General features: G+C 44.8%; 20 protein-coding genes and 2 pseudogenes. 15 read left to right on the top strand and 7 right to left on the bottom strand.

Annotated elements, in window-relative coordinates:
- Nucleotides 1-11: 11 nt before the first annotated feature.
- Nucleotides 12-851: a hypothetical protein gene (locus tag H8S02_RS01490; protein WP_186968915.1), complete on the bottom strand. Its 840-nt coding sequence runs from the start codon at nt 849-851 to the stop codon at nt 12-14.
- A 262-nt stretch (nt 852-1,113) separates the two neighbouring features.
- Between H8S02_RS01490 and H8S02_RS12800 the strand changes: the two are divergent.
- The 5 genes and pseudogenes from H8S02_RS12800 to H8S02_RS01470 all read left to right on the top strand — a co-directional run.
- Nucleotides 1,114-1,350: pseudogene (locus H8S02_RS12800) on the top strand (stalk domain-containing protein); the annotation flags it as partial.
- A gap of 87 nt (nt 1,351-1,437) precedes the next feature.
- Nucleotides 1,438-1,953, top strand: a complete 516-nt coding sequence (locus H8S02_RS01485) for a hypothetical protein (protein ID WP_186968914.1) — start codon at nt 1,438-1,440, stop codon at nt 1,951-1,953.
- 69 nt (nt 1,954-2,022) lie between these two features.
- Nucleotides 2,023-2,880, top strand: coding sequence for a phosphodiester glycosidase family protein (locus H8S02_RS01480; protein WP_186968913.1), 858 nt, complete (start codon nt 2,023-2,025; stop codon nt 2,878-2,880).
- Nucleotides 2,881-3,046: 166 nt separating this feature from the next.
- Complete coding sequence (locus tag H8S02_RS01475) at nt 3,047-4,054, top strand: hypothetical protein (RefSeq protein WP_186968912.1); 1,008 nt, start codon at nt 3,047-3,049, stop codon at nt 4,052-4,054.
- 203 nt (nt 4,055-4,257) lie between these two features.
- A complete protein-coding gene (locus H8S02_RS01470) occupies nt 4,258-5,652 on the top strand; it encodes an S-layer homology domain-containing protein (RefSeq protein ID WP_186968911.1) in 1,395 nt (464 codons plus the stop codon).
- Between the two features lie 598 nt (nt 5,653-6,250).
- Here H8S02_RS01470 and H8S02_RS01465 read toward each other — a convergent pair.
- Entirely contained in the window at nt 6,251-7,330 is a 1,080-nt protein-coding gene (locus tag H8S02_RS01465) for a hypothetical protein (protein ID WP_186968910.1), read from the bottom strand.
- Nucleotides 7,331-7,420: 90 nt separating this feature from the next.
- On the opposite strand from H8S02_RS01465, the gene H8S02_RS01460 reads away from it, so the two are divergent.
- The 8 genes from H8S02_RS01460 (at nt 7,421) to tnpB (H8S02_RS01425) (ending at nt 13,418) form a co-directional block, all read left to right on the top strand.
- Complete coding sequence (locus H8S02_RS01460; protein WP_186968909.1) at nt 7,421-8,653, top strand: S-layer homology domain-containing protein; 1,233 nt, start codon at nt 7,421-7,423, stop codon at nt 8,651-8,653.
- A gap of 45 nt (nt 8,654-8,698) precedes the next feature.
- Entirely contained in the window at nt 8,699-9,403 is a 705-nt protein-coding gene (locus H8S02_RS01455; protein ID WP_186968908.1) for a hypothetical protein, read from the top strand.
- On the top strand, nt 9,387-10,637 hold the full coding sequence (gene dgt / locus H8S02_RS01450) for a dGTP triphosphohydrolase (protein WP_186968907.1): 1,251 nt from the start codon (nt 9,387-9,389) through the stop codon (nt 10,635-10,637). Before H8S02_RS01455 ends, dgt begins: the two co-directional genes overlap by 17 nt.
- A gap of 398 nt (nt 10,638-11,035) precedes the next feature.
- Complete coding sequence (locus tag H8S02_RS01445) at nt 11,036-11,689, top strand: amidase domain-containing protein (RefSeq protein ID WP_186968906.1); 654 nt, start codon at nt 11,036-11,038, stop codon at nt 11,687-11,689.
- Between the two features lie 10 nt (nt 11,690-11,699).
- Nucleotides 11,700-12,506 carry a hypothetical protein gene (locus H8S02_RS01440; RefSeq protein WP_186968905.1) on the top strand — a complete coding sequence of 269 codons (807 nt, stop codon included), beginning with the start codon at nt 11,700-11,702 and terminating at the stop codon, nt 12,504-12,506.
- Between the two features lie 230 nt (nt 12,507-12,736).
- Nucleotides 12,737-12,880: an IS66 family insertion sequence element accessory protein TnpA gene (tnpA, locus tag H8S02_RS01435; protein WP_186968904.1), complete on the top strand. Its 144-nt coding sequence runs from the start codon at nt 12,737-12,739 to the stop codon at nt 12,878-12,880.
- Nucleotides 12,881-12,904: 24 nt separating this feature from the next.
- The gene (locus H8S02_RS01430; RefSeq protein WP_186968903.1) at nt 12,905-13,075 is read left to right on the top strand and encodes a hypothetical protein; all 171 of its coding nucleotides are present in this window, start codon (nt 12,905-12,907) and stop codon (nt 13,073-13,075) included.
- Nucleotides 13,065-13,418: an IS66 family insertion sequence element accessory protein TnpB gene (tnpB, locus tag H8S02_RS01425; protein ID WP_186968902.1), complete on the top strand. Its 354-nt coding sequence runs from the start codon at nt 13,065-13,067 to the stop codon at nt 13,416-13,418. Before H8S02_RS01430 ends, tnpB (H8S02_RS01425) begins: the two co-directional genes overlap by 11 nt.
- Before the next feature lie 173 nt (nt 13,419-13,591).
- On the opposite strand, the pseudogene H8S02_RS01420 reads toward tnpB (H8S02_RS01425), so the two are convergent.
- Nucleotides 13,592-14,713: pseudogene (locus H8S02_RS01420) on the bottom strand (IS256 family transposase); the annotation flags it as partial.
- A 177-nt stretch (nt 14,714-14,890) separates the two neighbouring features.
- Here H8S02_RS01420 and H8S02_RS01415 point away from each other — a divergent pair.
- Nucleotides 14,891-15,988 carry an SAVED domain-containing protein gene (locus tag H8S02_RS01415; protein ID WP_186968900.1) on the top strand — a complete coding sequence of 366 codons (1,098 nt, stop codon included), beginning with the start codon at nt 14,891-14,893 and terminating at the stop codon, nt 15,986-15,988.
- Nucleotides 15,989-15,999: 11 nt separating this feature from the next.
- On the top strand, nt 16,000-17,358 hold the full coding sequence (locus H8S02_RS01410; protein WP_186968899.1) for a nucleotidyltransferase: 1,359 nt from the start codon (nt 16,000-16,002) through the stop codon (nt 17,356-17,358).
- 113 nt (nt 17,359-17,471) lie between these two features.
- Here the strand turns inward: H8S02_RS01410 and H8S02_RS01405 are convergent, their stop codons facing one another.
- The 4 genes from H8S02_RS01405 to tnpA (H8S02_RS01395) are packed head-to-tail and all read right to left on the bottom strand — an operon-like array spanning nt 17,472 to nt 18,697.
- Complete coding sequence (locus tag H8S02_RS01405) at nt 17,472-17,969, bottom strand: IS66 family transposase (RefSeq protein ID WP_243166352.1); 498 nt, start codon at nt 17,967-17,969, stop codon at nt 17,472-17,474.
- Nucleotides 17,970-17,977: 8 nt separating this feature from the next.
- Nucleotides 17,978-18,190: a hypothetical protein gene (locus H8S02_RS12435; RefSeq protein WP_243166351.1), complete on the bottom strand. Its 213-nt coding sequence runs from the start codon at nt 18,188-18,190 to the stop codon at nt 17,978-17,980.
- The gene (gene tnpB, locus H8S02_RS12795; RefSeq protein ID WP_186968898.1) at nt 18,157-18,369 is read right to left on the bottom strand and encodes an IS66 family insertion sequence element accessory protein TnpB; all 213 of its coding nucleotides are present in this window, start codon (nt 18,367-18,369) and stop codon (nt 18,157-18,159) included. Before tnpB (H8S02_RS12795) ends, H8S02_RS12435 begins: the two co-directional genes overlap by 34 nt.
- Nucleotides 18,359-18,697: an IS66 family insertion sequence element accessory protein TnpA gene (gene tnpA, locus H8S02_RS01395; protein WP_186968897.1), complete on the bottom strand. Its 339-nt coding sequence runs from the start codon at nt 18,695-18,697 to the stop codon at nt 18,359-18,361. Before tnpA (H8S02_RS01395) ends, tnpB (H8S02_RS12795) begins: the two co-directional genes overlap by 11 nt.
- Nucleotides 18,698-18,761 lie beyond the last annotated feature (64 nt).

Here is an 18,761-nt window from a genome sequence, read left to right as displayed (position 1 = left end):
GAGCCTTTCCATTAACACCAATTTGCAATTGCTTTTACTGCGGGATTGGGATCATCCCCCTGCCAGTAGAACATCCATGGCTTGTTCTTATAGGGCGCAAACGTGCTTTCGTAGTTGTCAAAAACGCGATTATCTTCAAGAAATTCCATTTCATAACCGATTTGAGTGGCCGAAACCTTAGAGGCAATGACATTGACATTATCGCGATAGCATACCTTGTTCCGATCAACACTGTACTTTACACCATTCAGGTTGCCCTTTGTAGTAGAGGCATCGAAAATGACATGAGGCTGGAGAATGACATAGTCAAAAATCTGAACCTTATCTGCAACATGTCCGATCTTTTTGATAATCGTTGCGGCATTATCTCCATAGCCGTAGTACGGGCACCACATGAACTGGGTACCATGAACGTGCCCTGCCTTGACATAATCACGAACCTGCTTCATAATCCGAATCTGATTATTTGCGGGTTTCGTACCGCCAAGAATATTGTTGTAGTCCATGTCACCGTAGATAGACTCCTGGGTCATGTAAACACCGACAACTTTATTGCGTTCGAACTCATCTAACTCATCATAAACATCCTGGATAAACTGAGTCAGCTGAGCAGCGGTATAATCAGACCAGGCATTGGTAGAGTTGACGTTAGGAGTGCCGATCCAGATATTCGTGGTTTTACCGGATCTTACGCTGAGCAGAGCCTTGATAGCTTCTGTCATCTTTTCAGCGTTCGCATCTGCAATCGGCTTTTCAAGGGGAGTAAAGACATAGTCGGTAGCAAGGCAATCAGTCAGACTGTTATCAGAAGCATGATGATAAAGAGTGGACTGGAAAAGCATGGCTTTCATTTGAAACATCTCCTTTATTGATGATCTTGTTTTTTGACCGGTCATTTAGTAAGGACATCCAGACGAAAGAAATGTAAACTGATTTTCTGGTTATACAAGCAATATAAATATTCTTATCTGATTAACATGGAAACATTTCTAGTGAATGAGGAGAAAACCTATGAAAACGATACAGCGCTGCATTTTGCTTATAGCCACGATACTGATTATATATTTTGCTTCGGCAGACAGCGCACCGCCGGCAACGGCCGGCGAATAGACGCTGACGCTGACAGCCGGAGAAAATACGGCATACCGGAACGGCGAAGCGTTCGAACTCGCAGGCAAGCCGTATATTCAGGACCACACTTTTTATGTTCCTCTGCAAGAAGTTACCGAGGCCCTTGGCGGGACGTACCGTGAATATGGCGATACGGCGAAAGTTGAATTTTCCGCATATACGGCGGAATACCATGTCGGAAAAAACAATTATGCGGTAAACGGCGAAAACGTCGTTGCCGATGCTCCTGTCAGATGCTTTCCGGCCGATTCGAGCGGGATGTATTATAATGCCGCGGCCGACCGGACACCTGTCCGGCATGACGGGATGATATACTTTCCGCTGGGCTTCACCGGAGTGGATGCTCCGGATCGGTATGCGCCCGGCATCAATTCGCTGCGCTATGCGGCGGATAAAATGGTTATTATATCCACAGTGCAGAACGACGATTGCCTGATCGACAGTACGAATCCGGAAAACAGGCTTGCGACAGGCATGGCATTTTCGGAGCTTCCGAGCGATATATCTGCGGAATTGCAGCCGTCAGACGATAAGGCGTATGTACTGAATTACGCAATCGAAAATTATCAATCGAATGACCTGAAGATCTCCGTCATGCGGCGGCTCGCAGGAGAAGACACCGAAAATATGGATGGAAAGATATGCAATATCACGGCTTGTTCCCCTCGTTTCCGAACGCCGAGAGGCCTGAAAACAGGCGATACGGAGCAGAGCATTACGATATTGTACGGGGCATGGGACAACCCGTTTCTGGTTTTCTCAACGGAGAATGATCGCGTAGACACGATTGAGCTGCGCAAAAATTATTACACGGCAGGTTGACATGCGGCCTGTAATGTTCTCCTGATAAAATGTATGCATACATTAATTATTTACAAGGAGAATCTAAATATGGCAAATGGTACCCTTAAGATACTGCCGGATTCGCAGAAAACGTATTGTAAGTATGCTTATACTTATGGCGGTACTACCTATTCTGATATTCATACGTTTACCACTGGTGGACGCACCTCGCAGTCGATTGCTCCTGCCATTTCGACATCGAAGGTATCGCTTTCCGAACTTAATCCGGCATCTGTTTCGGCCAATAAGGTAATTGCAAAAACGAATGCATGTATGTACGAATATGATATCAACCAGTTCTATGGCTTCTTTTATCAGGGCGCAGGCTATCCGATGTACTTTAATCAGTATGCCTACGATGCGGTACCTGATAATCACCCGATGTATACCACTCATAATTACTGGCCATCTTTTTGCGTCAAGAAGGACGGTACGTCTGCAATTCGCTGGTTTGAAAGCGCACAGGATCTGCGGACGGCGCTGCCGTATTGCAAGTGTGTGATTGCAGCAGTACATCCGCTGGTGTTTAATGGCAAGTGCGTGCTGAACGAACGAGTGACCGATAACGAGCCTTCTAAATCGCTCATCTATGATCCGCAGAATCCCAACAACGAGAACCTTCGTTTCAAAATTACGGCAGGTGCTCCGATGGGAAAACGCAAGCGTACGCTCCTGGGGCATCTAAAGGGAGTCAGCGGCCAATACATTATGGTCTGCACCGACTCTGCAATGACCATCAAGGTCGCGGCAAACATGATGCAGGATATGAACTGTGACTATGCAGTTGCTTTGGACGGCGGCACTCCGAGTCAAATGCGTATTAAATCAGGTTACGGTGCGAATGGCAAGGTTACGGCTAATCCGGGAGCACCTCTTCACACGGCCGTCTGTGCGCACCTTGTATAATCATCAAGCGCATTAATATGTACTATTGAGGACAGTAGTGCTGATCTTATGTTATGATTGGCACTACTGTTTAATTTTTTGTTTTGCTGTTTACATTTACTTCAATTTCACATCTTTTAATAGTATATCAAAGCTTTGATCAAAAAAATAAAAAGGATGTGTTATCATGGCAATTTCTCAGACCAGACTGACTTTTCTGTTCGCTGGTAAGTATAATACTAACGGCGACAAGTATACGCAGTTTAGCAAAAGCGATCTGGACAATCTGTCGCATGTAACTGGTTTTGTGGTAGGTGTTACAGGTGATTATAATGTATACAAGACCGGCCCGTTCACCGATTTGATTTTCGATGTAATGGAACAGGTTGAGATTGTTGCTCAGACGGGCAAACCTTTCTATATCGGCATCCCCGCTGTAAACTTTGATTCGACTACCTATACCCGTCGTAGCGCAGACTACACCAACATCAAGAGCAATTATATTCAGCAGATCTGGAGCCAGATTTCGGCTAATTCCACTTATAAGAATCTTTTTAAGGGCTTTTACTGGACGAATGAACGCGTTTTTGGCACCACAAATGTTTCGTCGCCGACCTCCAATGCACAGATTGGTCTGCTGAATGATCTGGCATACACTATTCGCAACGATACGTCGCTGGGTATTCGGAAGGAATTTATTTGGTCTCCGTATCTGGGCTATAACAGCACCTATTACGAAATCAATACCAACATTGGTATTATCGCTAATCGAACCAACATTTTCAATACTGTCTTCCTGCAGTCCAACTACTATTTTACGCCTGCAGAGGGGGCTTGGAATGGCTCCTCTGGCATTATTCCGCAGACGCTGGATATGGCAGTTAAGTCGGCAACCGATAATAAGCTGTATAATTTTGCGGCTAAGGGCAATTTCAATTCCTACAGTGTAGTGGGTGGAACTAAGACTAGCAATACGAAGATTGCGCTGAATATGGAAGCCGAAGATACACTGAAGGGGAAACAGAGCACCTACTCTCCGTACTATAAGACTGCCTGCGCAAAAATGAAGGTTCCGCTTCTGAATGGCAGTTGCCCCTTTATCTTCTACGCAGGTTCGTATAACGGAATTGTTAAGTCTAACCTGTGCGCCTCTATTGAAGGTTTCTATACCAACGGCAGTTGCGTACTTCCGTAATTTTATATCGTAAAACATTAGTTTATATGTACCGTTTGAGGGAGCTGATTATTTCCAGCTCCCTTCTTTATAAAACATATCCCCAACATAAATGTATAAGATTATGATAAGATTCTAATTCTCATGTCACACTTTTATGACTTCAATTGTTAATTGTTAAGAAGTGATATATTTTTCAACAGAAGCGTTAGGGAGGGACTCCTATGAAACGATTTCACAAGATGCTGTTAAGCATCGCCGTCGGCGGCACTCTGCTGTTTTCCGCGCAGGCGGCCGAGCCGCAGGACGTTCTGCAAACCGTACTGCCCGTCGTGCAGCAGGAATGGCAGAGCACCGGCGCCGTCAGCACGACTTACTTTTCGGGGGACGATTACTTGATGCAGCTAAGTTCGCTTGTGCCGGAAAAGCACCTCTATACCGTCATCCTTTTGATGAAGGATACCTCCGATGCATCCATCTACAAATGCGGCGTATTTGACCCGCAGACGGGCAAAATGGTCGTGCCCCTCGAATATGATTCGATTGAGGCGACGCCCGATGGCGAACTGCTGCTCGGCCAGTGGGATGATGACTCGCCGCACTACTGGTTTGCCGATGCTGCCGGTGCGCTGACGCAGATCGAGCTGCCCACCGGATATACCAGGCTGTCGCCTGACAGCAGCGGCCTGTTTATTCTTTCCAAAATTGTGCAGAAGCCCATGAGAGATTCCAATATGCCCGAAACTGCGGAGGGAAATGTGACGCAATATGCCATTGCCGACCGGAATATGAACATCATTCGTGACAATATTGACGGCGGTGCCAGCGGCCCCTCTATTTGGCCGCCGGAGTACACAAACGGCGTGTTTATTATCCAGACCAGCGGCACACAATGGGAAACCGGTATGGCTTACCGCGGGTGCAACGGCACGTTCGGTTTGATCGACAAAACCGGAAACTGGATTGGCCGCCATGATTACCAGTCCCTCTCGTGGGCGGATCAGCATTTTGTCGCCCGGAGAAACGGAAGATACTACCTGCTTGACGGCAAAGGCGGCGAAACGCCCGTTACCGTACCGATGGAGATGTACCGGTACAGCAGCTGGGCGAAAAAGGAAGCCGATGCCGCGCAAACGCATGACATTGAAACTCGTTTTGCCTATCCGCAGTTGGACATCACCCGCGCGAAGTTCACCGAGCTGACGATGCAGCTGTACCGCACGATTTATCCCGACAGAGAAGTACCGCAGTCCGACAAGCAGTTTTCCGACTGCGAGGACGCGGAAATCCAGTCCGATGTGCAGAACGCGGTCGCGCTCGGCATTGTAAACGGCTACGAGGACGGCACATTTCGCCCGTACCGGACGATTTCCCGCGAGGAAGCCGCGGCGATGCTGAACCGGCTGTATATCGCCCTTGGCGGCACAGTAGATACGGTTTCCGGCGAAACCTACGCCGATGACGCGCAAATCGATGATTGGGCGCGCGACAGCGTTTACGCCATGCGCGAGAAAAACATCATGACCGGCAAACAGGACAATAAATTCTGCCCCAAAGACGGATACACAGCTGAACAGGCCGTCGTCACGATGGAGCGGATGTATCGGGCATTGAAATAAGTTTACTAAAAATTCAGCCGTAGAAGTTCAACTAGCGTTTTCAGCTGGTCGGCATCGCATCTGGTGTGGATGTCTGGACACGCTGCACCGATGCGGCAAGTGCTGCTGCGTTCAGGTTCATCTGCTGCGGCATTGGCACTTCCGCAAAGAGCGGAGCATCCGGACGCAGATCTGCTTCAGCTCCCGTTAGTACCGCACGTTTCTATCGATAGTATGTATTGTTCGATTGCTGAAACCCGCTCTTACCGACAGCCCACTGCTACGGCATTCTTTTATGAGTTCTGTTCATTTCGCAAGCTGTGACCGATGTTTTAACTCGATGGATATCATTTCAATACCTCCCCCAATACAGTGCAGAACGTTTCGAGACGTTACGAATCGTTCTGCTACTATGATCTCACGCTTCGCGAGATGCGGGATGGTTGACGGGTATCTCATATCTTGGTTCTCTTTTGCTTGGCTTTTATTTTAATGGGAGCAACACTTCCCCATGCTGCGATCAGAGCAGCATGGGGAAGCGTGGTTAAAAAATATTTGAGGGGAAATGTCACATATTACAGTACAAGATTGTTATATATAATATGGAGTAGAAATTATTTCAACCCTGTGTAAACTGGAGTTCAATATCACCGGTATTACCACCCGTCAGCGCGAACCAGATGGAATGTCCGCCTCTTAGAGCTAACTTAGCAGGCGTAGACTGGGTCGCAGAAACCGACTGCCAAATACCATTGATCTTGACGGTATAGCTACCTTCCTGAGCACGAGTGGGCTTGATGCGAATATAATTTGCGTTAGCGTTGGAGCAATAGATTGCATAAACAACACCGAAATTACCCTTATTGCCATTGCGTTTGAATGGAAGCGTGTTCGTCGGATCTTCGAATTCGCCACTGTTATAGCAGTCGATTACACGAGTGGAATTGGCAGTAATAGAACCGGAAACGGGATCGCCGTCCATGTTATTGTATCCGCCCCAACAAAGACGGAAGGGGTTGAGATTGGGAACAGTAACATTGCGTGCAACATTGGGGAAGAGTCCGGTGAAAGAAGTCGAAGCGCTATAGGGGGTACCGCTTGCGGCCAATGGATTCTGCTGATTCAAATCGGAAGCATTGACCAGATTGGTCCAACCTGCTCGCTTCAGCCAATCAGACTGGTACTTCACAACGATGATTTTCAGACGTAAATCGGAGCCGGAATTCACCTTGAAGCGCACGCGAGCATTGCTGATGTACTTGTTAGAAAGAACACCGGTATTGACGAGTGCGGTACATCCCTGATCAGAGTAAGCGGATGTTGCAGGATTGACCGTGAGAGTACGGTTAAGAGAACTTTTCTCAAACGAGGCCATCATACCCTGCTTATAGATTGCAGACGTTGCATTGACCATGGCGGATTTCAGCAGCGTGACAGAGCCAGACTGACTAGTCGAAGTGTTCTTAACGCAGATAGCCATAATTACATTAGTGCCAGTGCGATTATGCAGATAATATTCAGCCTCATAGGTCTTGCCAGCAGTCAGCTTAACATTTGTCAGTGCACGACCGTATGCTGCGGTATCCAGCAAAGCGGCGCTGATTCCTTCAGGACCATCGCCCCAGATAAGACCACCATCAATGGTACTGCCGTCATAATTGTTAACCTTATTGATCGTCAGTGTTTGTACACCATACATAAGAATTTCTCCTTTATGAATTTTGTTCGCGAACAACTATAAAAGAGAAAATAACTCCGCTTATGTAAACAGGAGAAAGGTGGAACTAATATGAAACAAATAGTCCACAGAGCACTCTCGGCCGCCCTGGCACTCAGCCTGTGTTTGTCGAGCGCGGGCGCAGCGTGGTACGGCCGTGATATTCAGCGGCAGGAAAACGGAAATTATGTGCTTTACGAGCCGTACTCGGATAAAAATATCATCGAAACACCGTATCATCTGTACGAACTGACGTATATCGGCAGCGCGGACGGCATGGCAGGCGTTCACAGCACGCAGGTTCCGTATTACTGCGCGAAAAACGGCAGCGAGATTTTCCTCTGGAACGCAAGCGGTCGAAACATCGTTTCCGACAGCGGACTCCACGCCGCCGGTTTTATCAGTGATGGCGGATACATGGTTGTGCAGAATGTGCAGAATGGTTTATACGGCGTCTGGTCAGCAGAAAAAGGACAGCTTACCGTGCCGTGTCGTTATCAGTCGGTTCGACTGCTGACCGGACAGTATGAGGGCGCCGAAGCGCCGCCGCCGGAAATTGTCGTGGCGGCCACGATGAACGGACAGACATGGACACCGCTGCGCCCCTATGACGGAAAAGTGTTCCTCCCGGGAGAATTTGACGAAATTTCGACGGCTTCCGGTCTCTTGGCTGTCCGCAAGGGTGGACGAACCGCATATTACGATATGCGAGAGGAAACGACGGCAGTACCGCAAACGGCGGCGAATCGCAGTCAGATGAGCGCGTGGGCTGCGGACGAAGTCGAGAAAGCGGTCATGGCGGAACTGGTTCCTGAGGAGCTTCAGCGGCAATATACAAAACCATGCACGCGACAGGAATTCTGTCAGCTGGTTGCGGCAATCACACAGAAACGTACCGGAAATACTGTTCAGCAGCTGATCGTCTATCGCGGCGGCACGGACAGCAGTTTTACGGACACGGATAATGCAGATGTCTTGGCATGTGCGTCGCTTGGCATTGTGAACGGCGTCGGAAACGGTAGATTTGCACCGGACGCCCATATTACGCGCGAGCAGGCGGCCACGATGCTGGTTCGTGCAGCGGGTATTCTCGACATCCGTGCCAATCGCGAACACACGCCTTTCAATGATGCAGATCGTATTTCGACATGGGCGAAAGCGGCCGTGGCCGAGGTCAGCGCCATGCAGACAGAGGACGGCGCTATGGTCATGCAGGGCGTCGGCAGCAATCGCTTTGCGCCGAGCGATCCTTACACACGAGAACAATCAATCATGACCACATACCGGCTGTTCCGGATGGAATGATTTCAAAGCTGTGTTCGAAAATATAAGCCAAGGAGGCGCAGATATATGACCAATGAAGAAATTAAAAGCATTTTAAAGGAAAAGGAGGTAAAGCATTTGTATCATGCAAATACGGTTGCAACGGCTTGTACTTTCTTGGAAAATGGTGGGCTTTTGTCGCGAGGATATGTCGAGGACCACGATCTTTTCCAGACATCACAGATGTCTGATGAAGATGATCAGCAAGTGGATGTATTTTATGATATCTTCTTCGATTCGGTTGATGTTCATAAGCGGGGAAATGATCGCAATAAATATGGCCCGGTAACTTTTGTATATTCTGTTGATGTAATCGACACATTATCCGAAGGGGAACTGCAAATTACAAAAGATAATCCTATTTATTGGGAAGCAGACCTGGCAGAAGAAAAAAGGTACTTTCAGAAGAAAACAGAACTGTTAAATTACTTCGATAAGAATGATTTTTCACAGCATATTACTATTCGGCATCAGTACCAACCACTTTCTTTTGAATATCTGGAAAAAATAGTAATAGATAATCCGAAAATTGACGATACCTCTTACTTTGAAGAAGCATATGCAGCTTTAGAAGAACGTATGAAGGAAAATAAGATAAGAGTACCCTTAAAGATTCGAACGTGCTCTTCAGGGTGTCATTGCAAGAAAACGTACGGACGCTATCAAAAGGGATACTTCTATCATCAGTTTGGTTTGCAGGAAAAGGAGGAACACGATGAAGGGCGCGCCTAATAACAGCAGTTTTCTCAATCAACGTAGGCATCAAGAAGCACCGGAAGATAGTATCTGCAAACGGGATGCCTTCCAGCGAGATCGAGATCGAATTATGCATTCGCGAGCCTTTCGTCGGATGATGCACAAGACGCAGATATTCAATGCCAATATGGGAGACCATTTCCGGAACCGCTTAACCCATACGCTTGAGGTGAGCCAAATTGCGCGCTCTATCGGAAAAGTTTTAGAACTTAATGACGAACTTATAGAAGCAATAGCTTTAGGGCATGATTTGGGACATACGCCATTCGGTCACGTCGGAGAAAAAACGCTGCATAAGATACTTATGTACGGAGCAGGATTAGAAGAAGTGAAGATAGAAGAAGGCTTTAAGCATAACTTCCAATCTCTTCGTGTTGTAGATGATCTTGAAAGCCGATGTGATGATTACTTAGGTATAAATTTGACTCTTGCAGTGCGAGAGGGCATCTTAAAGCATACATCGTTGAAAACAGAAGGCGCTTTGGTTGAATTCCCTAAGGGGCATTTCGAGAATATGAATTTAGAGAAGGAATCTTTCACTTTCGAAGGTCAGGTTGTTGCACTGGCAGACGAGATTGCGCAATGCACACATGATATTGAAGATGGCGTACGGAGTAAACTGATCTCTTTCGATATGATCCGTCAAGATCCATTTATCGAAAAAATTACTGAAGAAAACGGAATTTACCTGAAAGAACAAACGGAAACACCTGCATACGACACACGTGCATTTGTCATAAAGAGTATGGTAGGCTACTTTATTAAAGATGCATGTAAAACAGCGATCCCGAAGATTGAAGAGTATATAGATTCGTATTCGCCGGATTATTCGTCGCTATACAATTGTATCAATAAAAAATGTATTATGCTGTCACAAGAAGTCGAATACAACCGTAAAAGGATTTATAAAGAGCTGATCACCAATCGAGTAATCTGTTCTGAACAAATCAGCATTTCGGATGCAAAATCAGAATACCTGATTAAGCAACTTTTCCGAGCGTTTTATACACATCCGAAACAATTACCGGATTATGTGCTGGAAAAATACTGCAAACGAAATGACATGGAAATGAATAGAGCCAATTTAAAGGAGGACATGCTGCGAAAGGATCCTAATTTTATCCGAACGATTTGTGACCATATTGCAGGAATGACCGATCAATTTGCGGCGAGAGAATATAATCATTTGTATGTTCCTGAGTACAAATGACTTGAAACCTTTGTTTGATATGAATAATGCTGCAAAGTTATAGGAAAGAACGGATTTCATAAGCAGTCAGTCTGACGATTAGAATAAGTGTAAGACGGCTATCAGTAGAAGTTATCCCGCGATGTCCGGCAAGACGTACCGTGTATCTGCTGTGGGTAATGGCGTGTAAGGGTTCGCTGTCGGAAAGCAAGACGATGATTTCCAATACAATCAAGGCATGATACAGGCACGGAAGGTAGGTGAGTCCAATGGTGCATTAAAAAGTCCACATAAAACCGAACGGCTGGACACCTCACCGCATCAGCGGTGCATCGGACTTATTAAAACTCACTTTATAATGTGATTACAATGGCATTATGGATCTAATGTCGGGAAAAAATAATCGAGGAGAATACTTTATGAAACACCTGTTAAAAAAAGCGTTATCTGGAATTATAATCACAACAGCATTATTCAATTGTGCAGGTGCTTATAGTCGAGTTGATGCGATTGCTTATTCTGACAAATATGCCCTGACGGTAAATGGATCACCAATCGCAGGAGGATATAATAATTATGGTGATAGCGACTGCACCAACTATGTTTCTCAGTGTTTGTATGCTGGTGGTATGCAACAAGATAGTATTTGGAATAGCAAACTTTATACTTCCGGCACGGGGGTTAGCACTACTCGCAAAGATAGCACTGCATGGACATTAGCAGATGGATTAAAAAACTATTTGAAAGATAACAAAAATGCAACCAAATTGGGCGGTTGGGCAAAAACAGATACTCAATATGGCAAAAAATATGCAGATAATAATTCAAGCCTGACAATTTATAATACAGGGAAAACAGTATTGTTTTATGATTGGGATACAGATGGGAAGATGAATCACGCTGCACTGTTCGTAGTTGATAATGCGAAGTCTTTGGATACAGCGGATGGAAATGTGACAGGTGATTTGATCAACCAACACAGCTATTTTAGAAAACATGCTATTTGGCATGCCGACAAGCGTAATGCCCATGCCAAAACAACTACGATATACGCATTTGCGCTCAATGTATGAGGAGAAAATTATGAAACATAAGTATCATTATATTAGGCGATGTGGTGGAGCCTTGCTCGTTGGAATAGCCTGTTGCGGTTTGAGTGCCTTTTCGGCACAGTCTGCTGCGCAGAATCAGATGCAGCAAGTCCAAGATATTCAAACATCATTTATTGGTGCAATAGAAACTCAAATGGAATTGGGCTGTTTCACATCCGATAGTGGTCGTGCCACCGACTTAAACGAGAACGATCGACTTGAGCTTCAGAAAGAATATGAAGAAAAAGTAAATCGATATTATAGCACTGATAATGTTTGCAGAGAACGCTATATTGATCTGAATAAAACTTATTTAGATGACTCGCAAACTGATGTAATTTATACTGTTACCAGCGGTATCCTGGACTATCGTTTTCATTCAGTTCAGATATCTGCTGATGAGTTGACAGCAACTGTAGATGCTACATATGTTGTTTACGACAAACGCATATGCAGTAATGAATCACAGCAATTTGAAATTGCTGTACCGATTAATCAAGATACTGTCAGTGCAACTATGATACGAGAAAATAACATTTGGAAATTGCAGTCTATTGACTCGTTAGATACCATTTTTGCTGATGATGCAGTATCTGTGATTGAGGAAAGCAATGTGCTACCCTCGGTAGATGTTACAACATTTACACAGGATATAGATGCCTTTGATGCCATTTGCGAAAAGAATTATCCAACGTTCCAGTCTGCATTGAACGCGATTAATGGAATTGATGAACATGAAATCAATCCATTCAATATGCTAAATGAGGTGAAATCCGCTCAGGTAGAAGATGCCCAATAACCTTGCATGGATAAATAATATGTAAAAGCAGCCTGCGATCTCATGTCGCAGGCTGTTCCCAGCAATCCAGCAGTATCATATCACCGATTTCACGGTTAATCGTATTAAGACTAAAAGTACCCGCTCAACCATCCATACCTACCGCGCACACCTGAACTGTGCAAGAATAAAGGTACCCATAAAAACTGTGATCACAGTTTTTACGAGCAGAAAAAGCGGAGTTGTTGAACGTGGAAATCAAAGCAGTGAAACGGGAATATCAGATGCAGCAGTGGAAGAGGATTTTTCAAGAACGTCAGGAAAGCGGGTTGACCGTCAAGGCATGGTGCACAGAACGCGAAATATCCGAAAACTCCTACTATTACCATCTGTAGAAATACCGCAGAGCGGCGTGCAATATGTTAGAAAGCGGTCAGCCGGATTGCCTGGCAGAAATTCCACTGAAGCCTGAAGCTGCATCCGCTCACGCACAGCTGCGATTAACTACATCCGCCGGAACGCTGGAAATTTCGGATGCAGATCCGGATGTGCTTCGTCAAATTCTGAGGGTCATGTTTCATGCTGAATAATGCTACGGGGTTCAAAAAGATATACATCGCCTGCGGGTATACCGATCTGCGGCAGGGTATAGACGGACTCGCGGCTGTCATTCGGCGGGAACTGAATGCAGATCCGTTTCAAAAAGATGTGCTGTTTATGTTCTGCGGCAGGAAGCCGGACAAAATAAAGTGCCTTTTGTGGGAGGGCGATGGCTTTCTGCTGCTGTACAAACGGCTTCTGGACGGTAAATACCAATGGCCGCGCACAAGACAGGAAGTCATGGAAATGACGCAGGAACAGTTCGAATGGCTGATGTCCGGACAAACCGTTCTGCCCAGCATAAAAGAAGTAAAACCGGACAGAATTTTGTAATAAGCAGTAGGAAAACAAGCTGTTTTGTGGTATAATAATAACGGAAATTATGTTAGAGGTAGGCTGCGTCAAGTAATGTTCGCAAAAAGGCTCCTGAAAAAATGAAGTTAGGCTGCGGTGGTCAGTGCAGCCGCAATGGATTCCTGGCTGAGGTAGGCTCTGGAAACAGATCAGTCCTCGGCGTATTCCATGAGATACGTTGTCACCAGGCGAACGTAAGAGCTTTCGTTTGGAAAGATTCCAACCACGCTGGTACGTCTCCGGATTTCACGATTCAATCTCTCAAGCATGTTGGAAGATGAGATTTTTCGCGCGTCCAGCATGGGGAATGCATAGAAGGCCAGAGAATCTTCCAATCCGTCTTCAAGGCACTGAACTGCCTTGGGAAAGCGCTTGGCATAGGTGTCGATCACATCATATGCCCGTTTTCGGGCGATATCTGCCGTGGGCGCAAGCCAGATTTCCTTGAGTACCGCGGCGAAGGATTTCTTCTCTTTCTGCGGCACATAGGCCAGAATATTCCGCATGAAATGCACCTTGCAGCGCTGCCATGAGGCGCCGGGAAAGGATTCGCGGATTGCCGAAACCAGTCCGGAGTGAGCATCGGAAATGATAAGTCTTGGCGTGGAAAGACCACGATCCTTCAGATTCTGAAACAGCACTCCATAGGTGCTCCTGGATTCTTCGACCATAGGTTCAACGGCAATGATATTCCTATGGCCGTTTTCATCCACACTGCACACGATAAGTACCGTCATGCTGACAATTCTTCCATCTACACGAACTTTTTCGTACAGTGCATCCACCCACAGAACCGGGTACGCCGTACCGGCAAGAGAGCGATTACGGAACTCCTCGACCTGCTCATTCAGCCCTTTTGTCATCTCGCTGACCTGGCTTCTGGACAAATTTTCAATGCCGAGACTCTGTGCCAGCTTCTCCATTTTTCGAGTGGAAACGCCCTGCACGAAGGCTTCCTGAACCACTTGTACGAGCATCGCTTCGCTGCGCTTGCGCTCCGTGACGAAGAACGGAATATATCCGCCCTGCCGAACCTTGGGAACCATGAGGTACATTGTTCCCATGCGGGTATCCAAACGACGGGGACGATAGCCGCAGCGGTAGCCGCTCCTTCCGTCCGTGCGCTGACTTTTCACTGCTCCCAGCTGCTGATCCACCTCGGCTTCCATGAGCTCTGTGCACAGCCATTCCAGCATACTCAGCATCGGATCCGGCTGCGTCACACATTGCAGTAGCAATTCTGTCAGATTTGTGGTATTCTTTTTGTGAGCCATTAGGGTATCTCCTTTACTTGATGTTTTTGGGACAACTATCATTTTACAGGAGCCTTAATGGCTTGTCTATTTTCTGTTTGCTTTTGCGAACTTAATTATATGCTATCAATCATGTCATTTGCAGAAAGAAGGTAAAATGAAAAGAAAAGCAGATGAAGTAGGAGGCGTAAGTTGAACGTGAGTTATTCGGTTTTAGTAGTAATATTGGTAGCAATTACAGCAGTACTTGGAATTGTTCAGTTACTTAAGGAAAAGAGCGATAATGATATTTCAAATGTGATGTTGCAGACAGGTGTAGCATTGCTTCTATCAGGAATTCCGTCAATAGCAGAATTGATGCTCTCTTTAGTAGCAGTACTTTTCTCTAAAGAAATTCCGCAAACCGGTAACACGTATGTGTTTATGGCGGTAGGATTTATACTAATTATATTGAGTATTATTGTCAGAGTAAAGTTAAAAGAACGAATTTATGTTCTTAATATGCTTGGCATTCGAAAAAAAGAAATTAGCAGTGATAAAGCTAAGCAAGATTTAAAAATTGCGGATTACAAATTAAAGGAACAGGTGTTAGACATAATTCCTGTTTTCGATGATGGTACTAATATGGATGAAAAGGCAAATTCATACATAGTTAAGCAAGTTCGAGACGATGCTGAAAAATTTGCGGTAAAATCCAAGGAGAATGGAGGCTGCTTTACAGGTATGGCACCAATCCCTTATACAATCTTTGCTGGAACATTTTTAGGTGAAGCTGATGTTAATAGATATTTTGAATTTAATAGAAACGCCGGTGAAACATATTACGAATTAAAGAAAAAAAGAATATTCCAGAGAAGAAAATGGGAGGATTTAGAAATCGTTGATTGTAAGACGTCGAAAAATGCAACAGAGATTGTATTGGCTATATCTATTACTCATAATGTTATGGATGCAGACTTGAGCCAATTTGCGGACATGGATGTTATACGAGTAGGTTTGTCAGCACCTAAAGATAATGTCATAGAATTCCAAGAACAGCTTATGGAATATAAAAAGGTTATTCATGATTGTTTAGACATAAAGTTACGTGAATGCTTTCCAAATCTTAAGACGGTACATTTGGTGGCGTCGATACCAAGCTGTATGTCGATAGAAATCGGGAAAATTATTGGAATGGGAACTAATCGATTGATGGATATCATCGTTTATCATTATATACATTCAAATACGATTAAATATCCATTTGGGGTATATGTATCTGGAAGCAGAAAAGGAACATTTGTGAAAGTAGAATAGAAAGGCGAAATATGTACGATTTATCAAAAAGTTTTCTTGATTTTTATAAAAATCATGTTGTTTTACCAGCAGATAATCAAAATGAACTTAGAAAGAAAAGAGATTTGAACTTAGAACGATTAAAGGCTGGATTAAAAGAATATAATGAAGAACATAAAACGGATTTTAAGATATCTGAAACAAGAACACAGGGTAGCATGGCAATGCATACAGTAGTACAGAATGATGGTAATGATTATGATATCGATGTTGCTATTGTGTTTGAAAAAGATAATCTTGCTGGGAAAGGAGCTCAAGCAATTAAAAATGTCATTGTAGATGCCTTAAAAAGGAAGTGTACAGGCTTTACTACGGAGCCGGAAGCAAAAACAAATTGTGTACGCATAGTGTATGCGAATGGGTATCATGTTGATTTTGCGATATACCGTAGATTCAAGGAAAATACAACAGACAAGGAATATAAGTATGAACACGCAGGAAGTACATGGACATCAAGAAATCCGGCAGCAATAAATAATTGGTTTAATAATGAGATTACAGATAAAGGACAAGTTCTTCGTCAAGTGATACGTTTGTCAAAGATGTTTTGTAAATCTCGTGCTAGTTGGGTTAATATGCCAGGCGGACTTTTGCAAACGGTATTATGTGATGAAAAGCTACAGAATTATGATAGATTAGATGAAGCGTTTTATTACACAATGTTAGAAATAAAAAAGCACTTGGATAATTCAGTGGAAGTTAATAATCCGACAGATTCTTCGCTTTCTTTACTTCAAACTGAAAATCATCGTCAAAAGATGCGTAACTGGTGTAGTCGGCTTGATGGAAAATTGTCAGAGCTGGATATTTTGTTTGATGAGAATTGCAGTGACACAGATGCTAAAAATGCTTGGTATAAATTTTTTAATCATGATTATTGGAGTGCATCCTCAAAGTCCACCATATCAGAATCCTGTCAAAAGTCTCTGTATGCATTCAGCAATACAGAGCAGTTCATAGAAGATATGTACAATATGGATGAGCAGTATACTGTCAAAATTGACTGCATTATCAGTAAAAATGGTTTTAGAGATATGCCAATTCTGAGTTTTTTAGAAAAGTTTAATGGATGGTTGCCACACGGTTTTTCTATAGACTGTTCTATTAGCTATACGGATGCTCCACGATATGACATGATTTTATGGAAAGTTCGAAATGTTGGTGCTGTAGCAGAACAAAAAAATATGATACGTGGACAAATTCAAAATCGAGGTGCATCTATTCATGAAAATTCACAGTTTTATGGAGCGCACTACATTGAGTGTTATTTGATACAAGAAAATAAATGTATTGCAGTAGGGCATGTGGATATTCCAATAGATAATCACTGAGCTATAAGTCATATAGTGTAATATTCAGGTAGAGCTGACGTACCCGCCCAACCATCCGTACCTTGACAAACAAGTCCCGGGGCTCCGTTCAGTAGGGAAGCCCCGGGAATTATTCATTTCTGCCTTTTGCATACATCCGGCAGTTTTTCGGACCATGGAAGCAGATCATCAAGAAACGCCAGACTTGTATCTTCCATATGTTTGGGAATTTCGGTCAGAAGATACTTCAGGTACTCATAAATCCTCAAATGATTGGCTTTCGCGGTTTCAACCAGACTGTAAACAACCGCACTGGCCTGGACGCCGTGAATCGTATCAATAACATGCCGGTTGGCGCGGCCTATGGTGAACGGACGGATTGCCCGTTCGGTTGCGGAATTATCAATCGGAATTCGTCCGTCCTTTATCACCTGACACCGCGTTTCATCTGCCTGAAGAACATCATGCGCACAAAGCTGCTGCCTCAGCCGGTCATATACCAGACTTAGATACCGTTCCGAACACCGGATTACCCAGTTTGCCATAGTTGCTCGGCTCAAATTCAAACCGCATTGTTCAAATTCCTTTGCTATACGATACAGCAGCATGGCATTTGCGTATTTGCCGTTCATAATGGCGGCTACCAGTGACGGCGTGGCAATGCTGTTCCGCAGCAGATCTGCCCGGGAAGCGTTTTCAGCTTTTCTGTTGAGCGGCCAAAGAGACGTGCATTCATAACAGAAACCTGCTCGTTCAGAGAATTGATCTGCTTCTGCATCTGCAGAACCATAGCAGCCAGATCCTCTTTGCTGAGATTATTTAATTGCGCAGCAGAAAGCCATCGCCCTCCCACAAAAGGCACTTTATTTTGTCCGGCTTCCTGCCGCAGAACATAAACAGCACATCTTTTTGAAACGGATCTGCATTCAGTTCCCGCCGAATGACAGCCGCGAGTCCGTCTATACCCTGCCGCAGGTCGGTATACCCGCAGGCGATGTATATCTTTTTGAACCCCGTAGCATTATTCAGCATGAAACATGACCCTCAGAATTTGACGAAGCACATCCGGATCTGCATCCGAAATTTCCAGCGTTCCGGCGGATGTAGTTAATCGCAGCTGTGCGTGAGCGGATGCAGCTTCAGGCTTCAGTGGAATTTCTACCAGGCAATCCGGCTGACCGCTTTCTAACATATTGCACGCCGCTCTGCGGTATTTCTTCAGATGGTAATAGTAGGAGTTTTCGGATATTTCGCGTTCTGTGCACCAGGCCTTGACGGTCAACCCGCTTTCCTGACGCTCTTGAAAAATCCTCTTCCACTGCTGCATCTGATATTCCCGTTTCACTGCTTTGATTTCCACGTTCAACACCTCCACTTTTTCTGCTCGTAAAAACTGTGATCACAGTTTTTATGGGTACCTTTAT

This window comes from Agathobaculum hominis (genome assembly GCF_014288055.1).
GTDB classification, from domain to species: Bacteria; Bacillota; Clostridia; order Oscillospirales; family Butyricicoccaceae; genus Agathobaculum; species Agathobaculum hominis.
The sequence above is the reverse complement of the archived record's forward strand: the minus strand, read 5'-3'. Positions and strand labels throughout refer to the sequence as shown.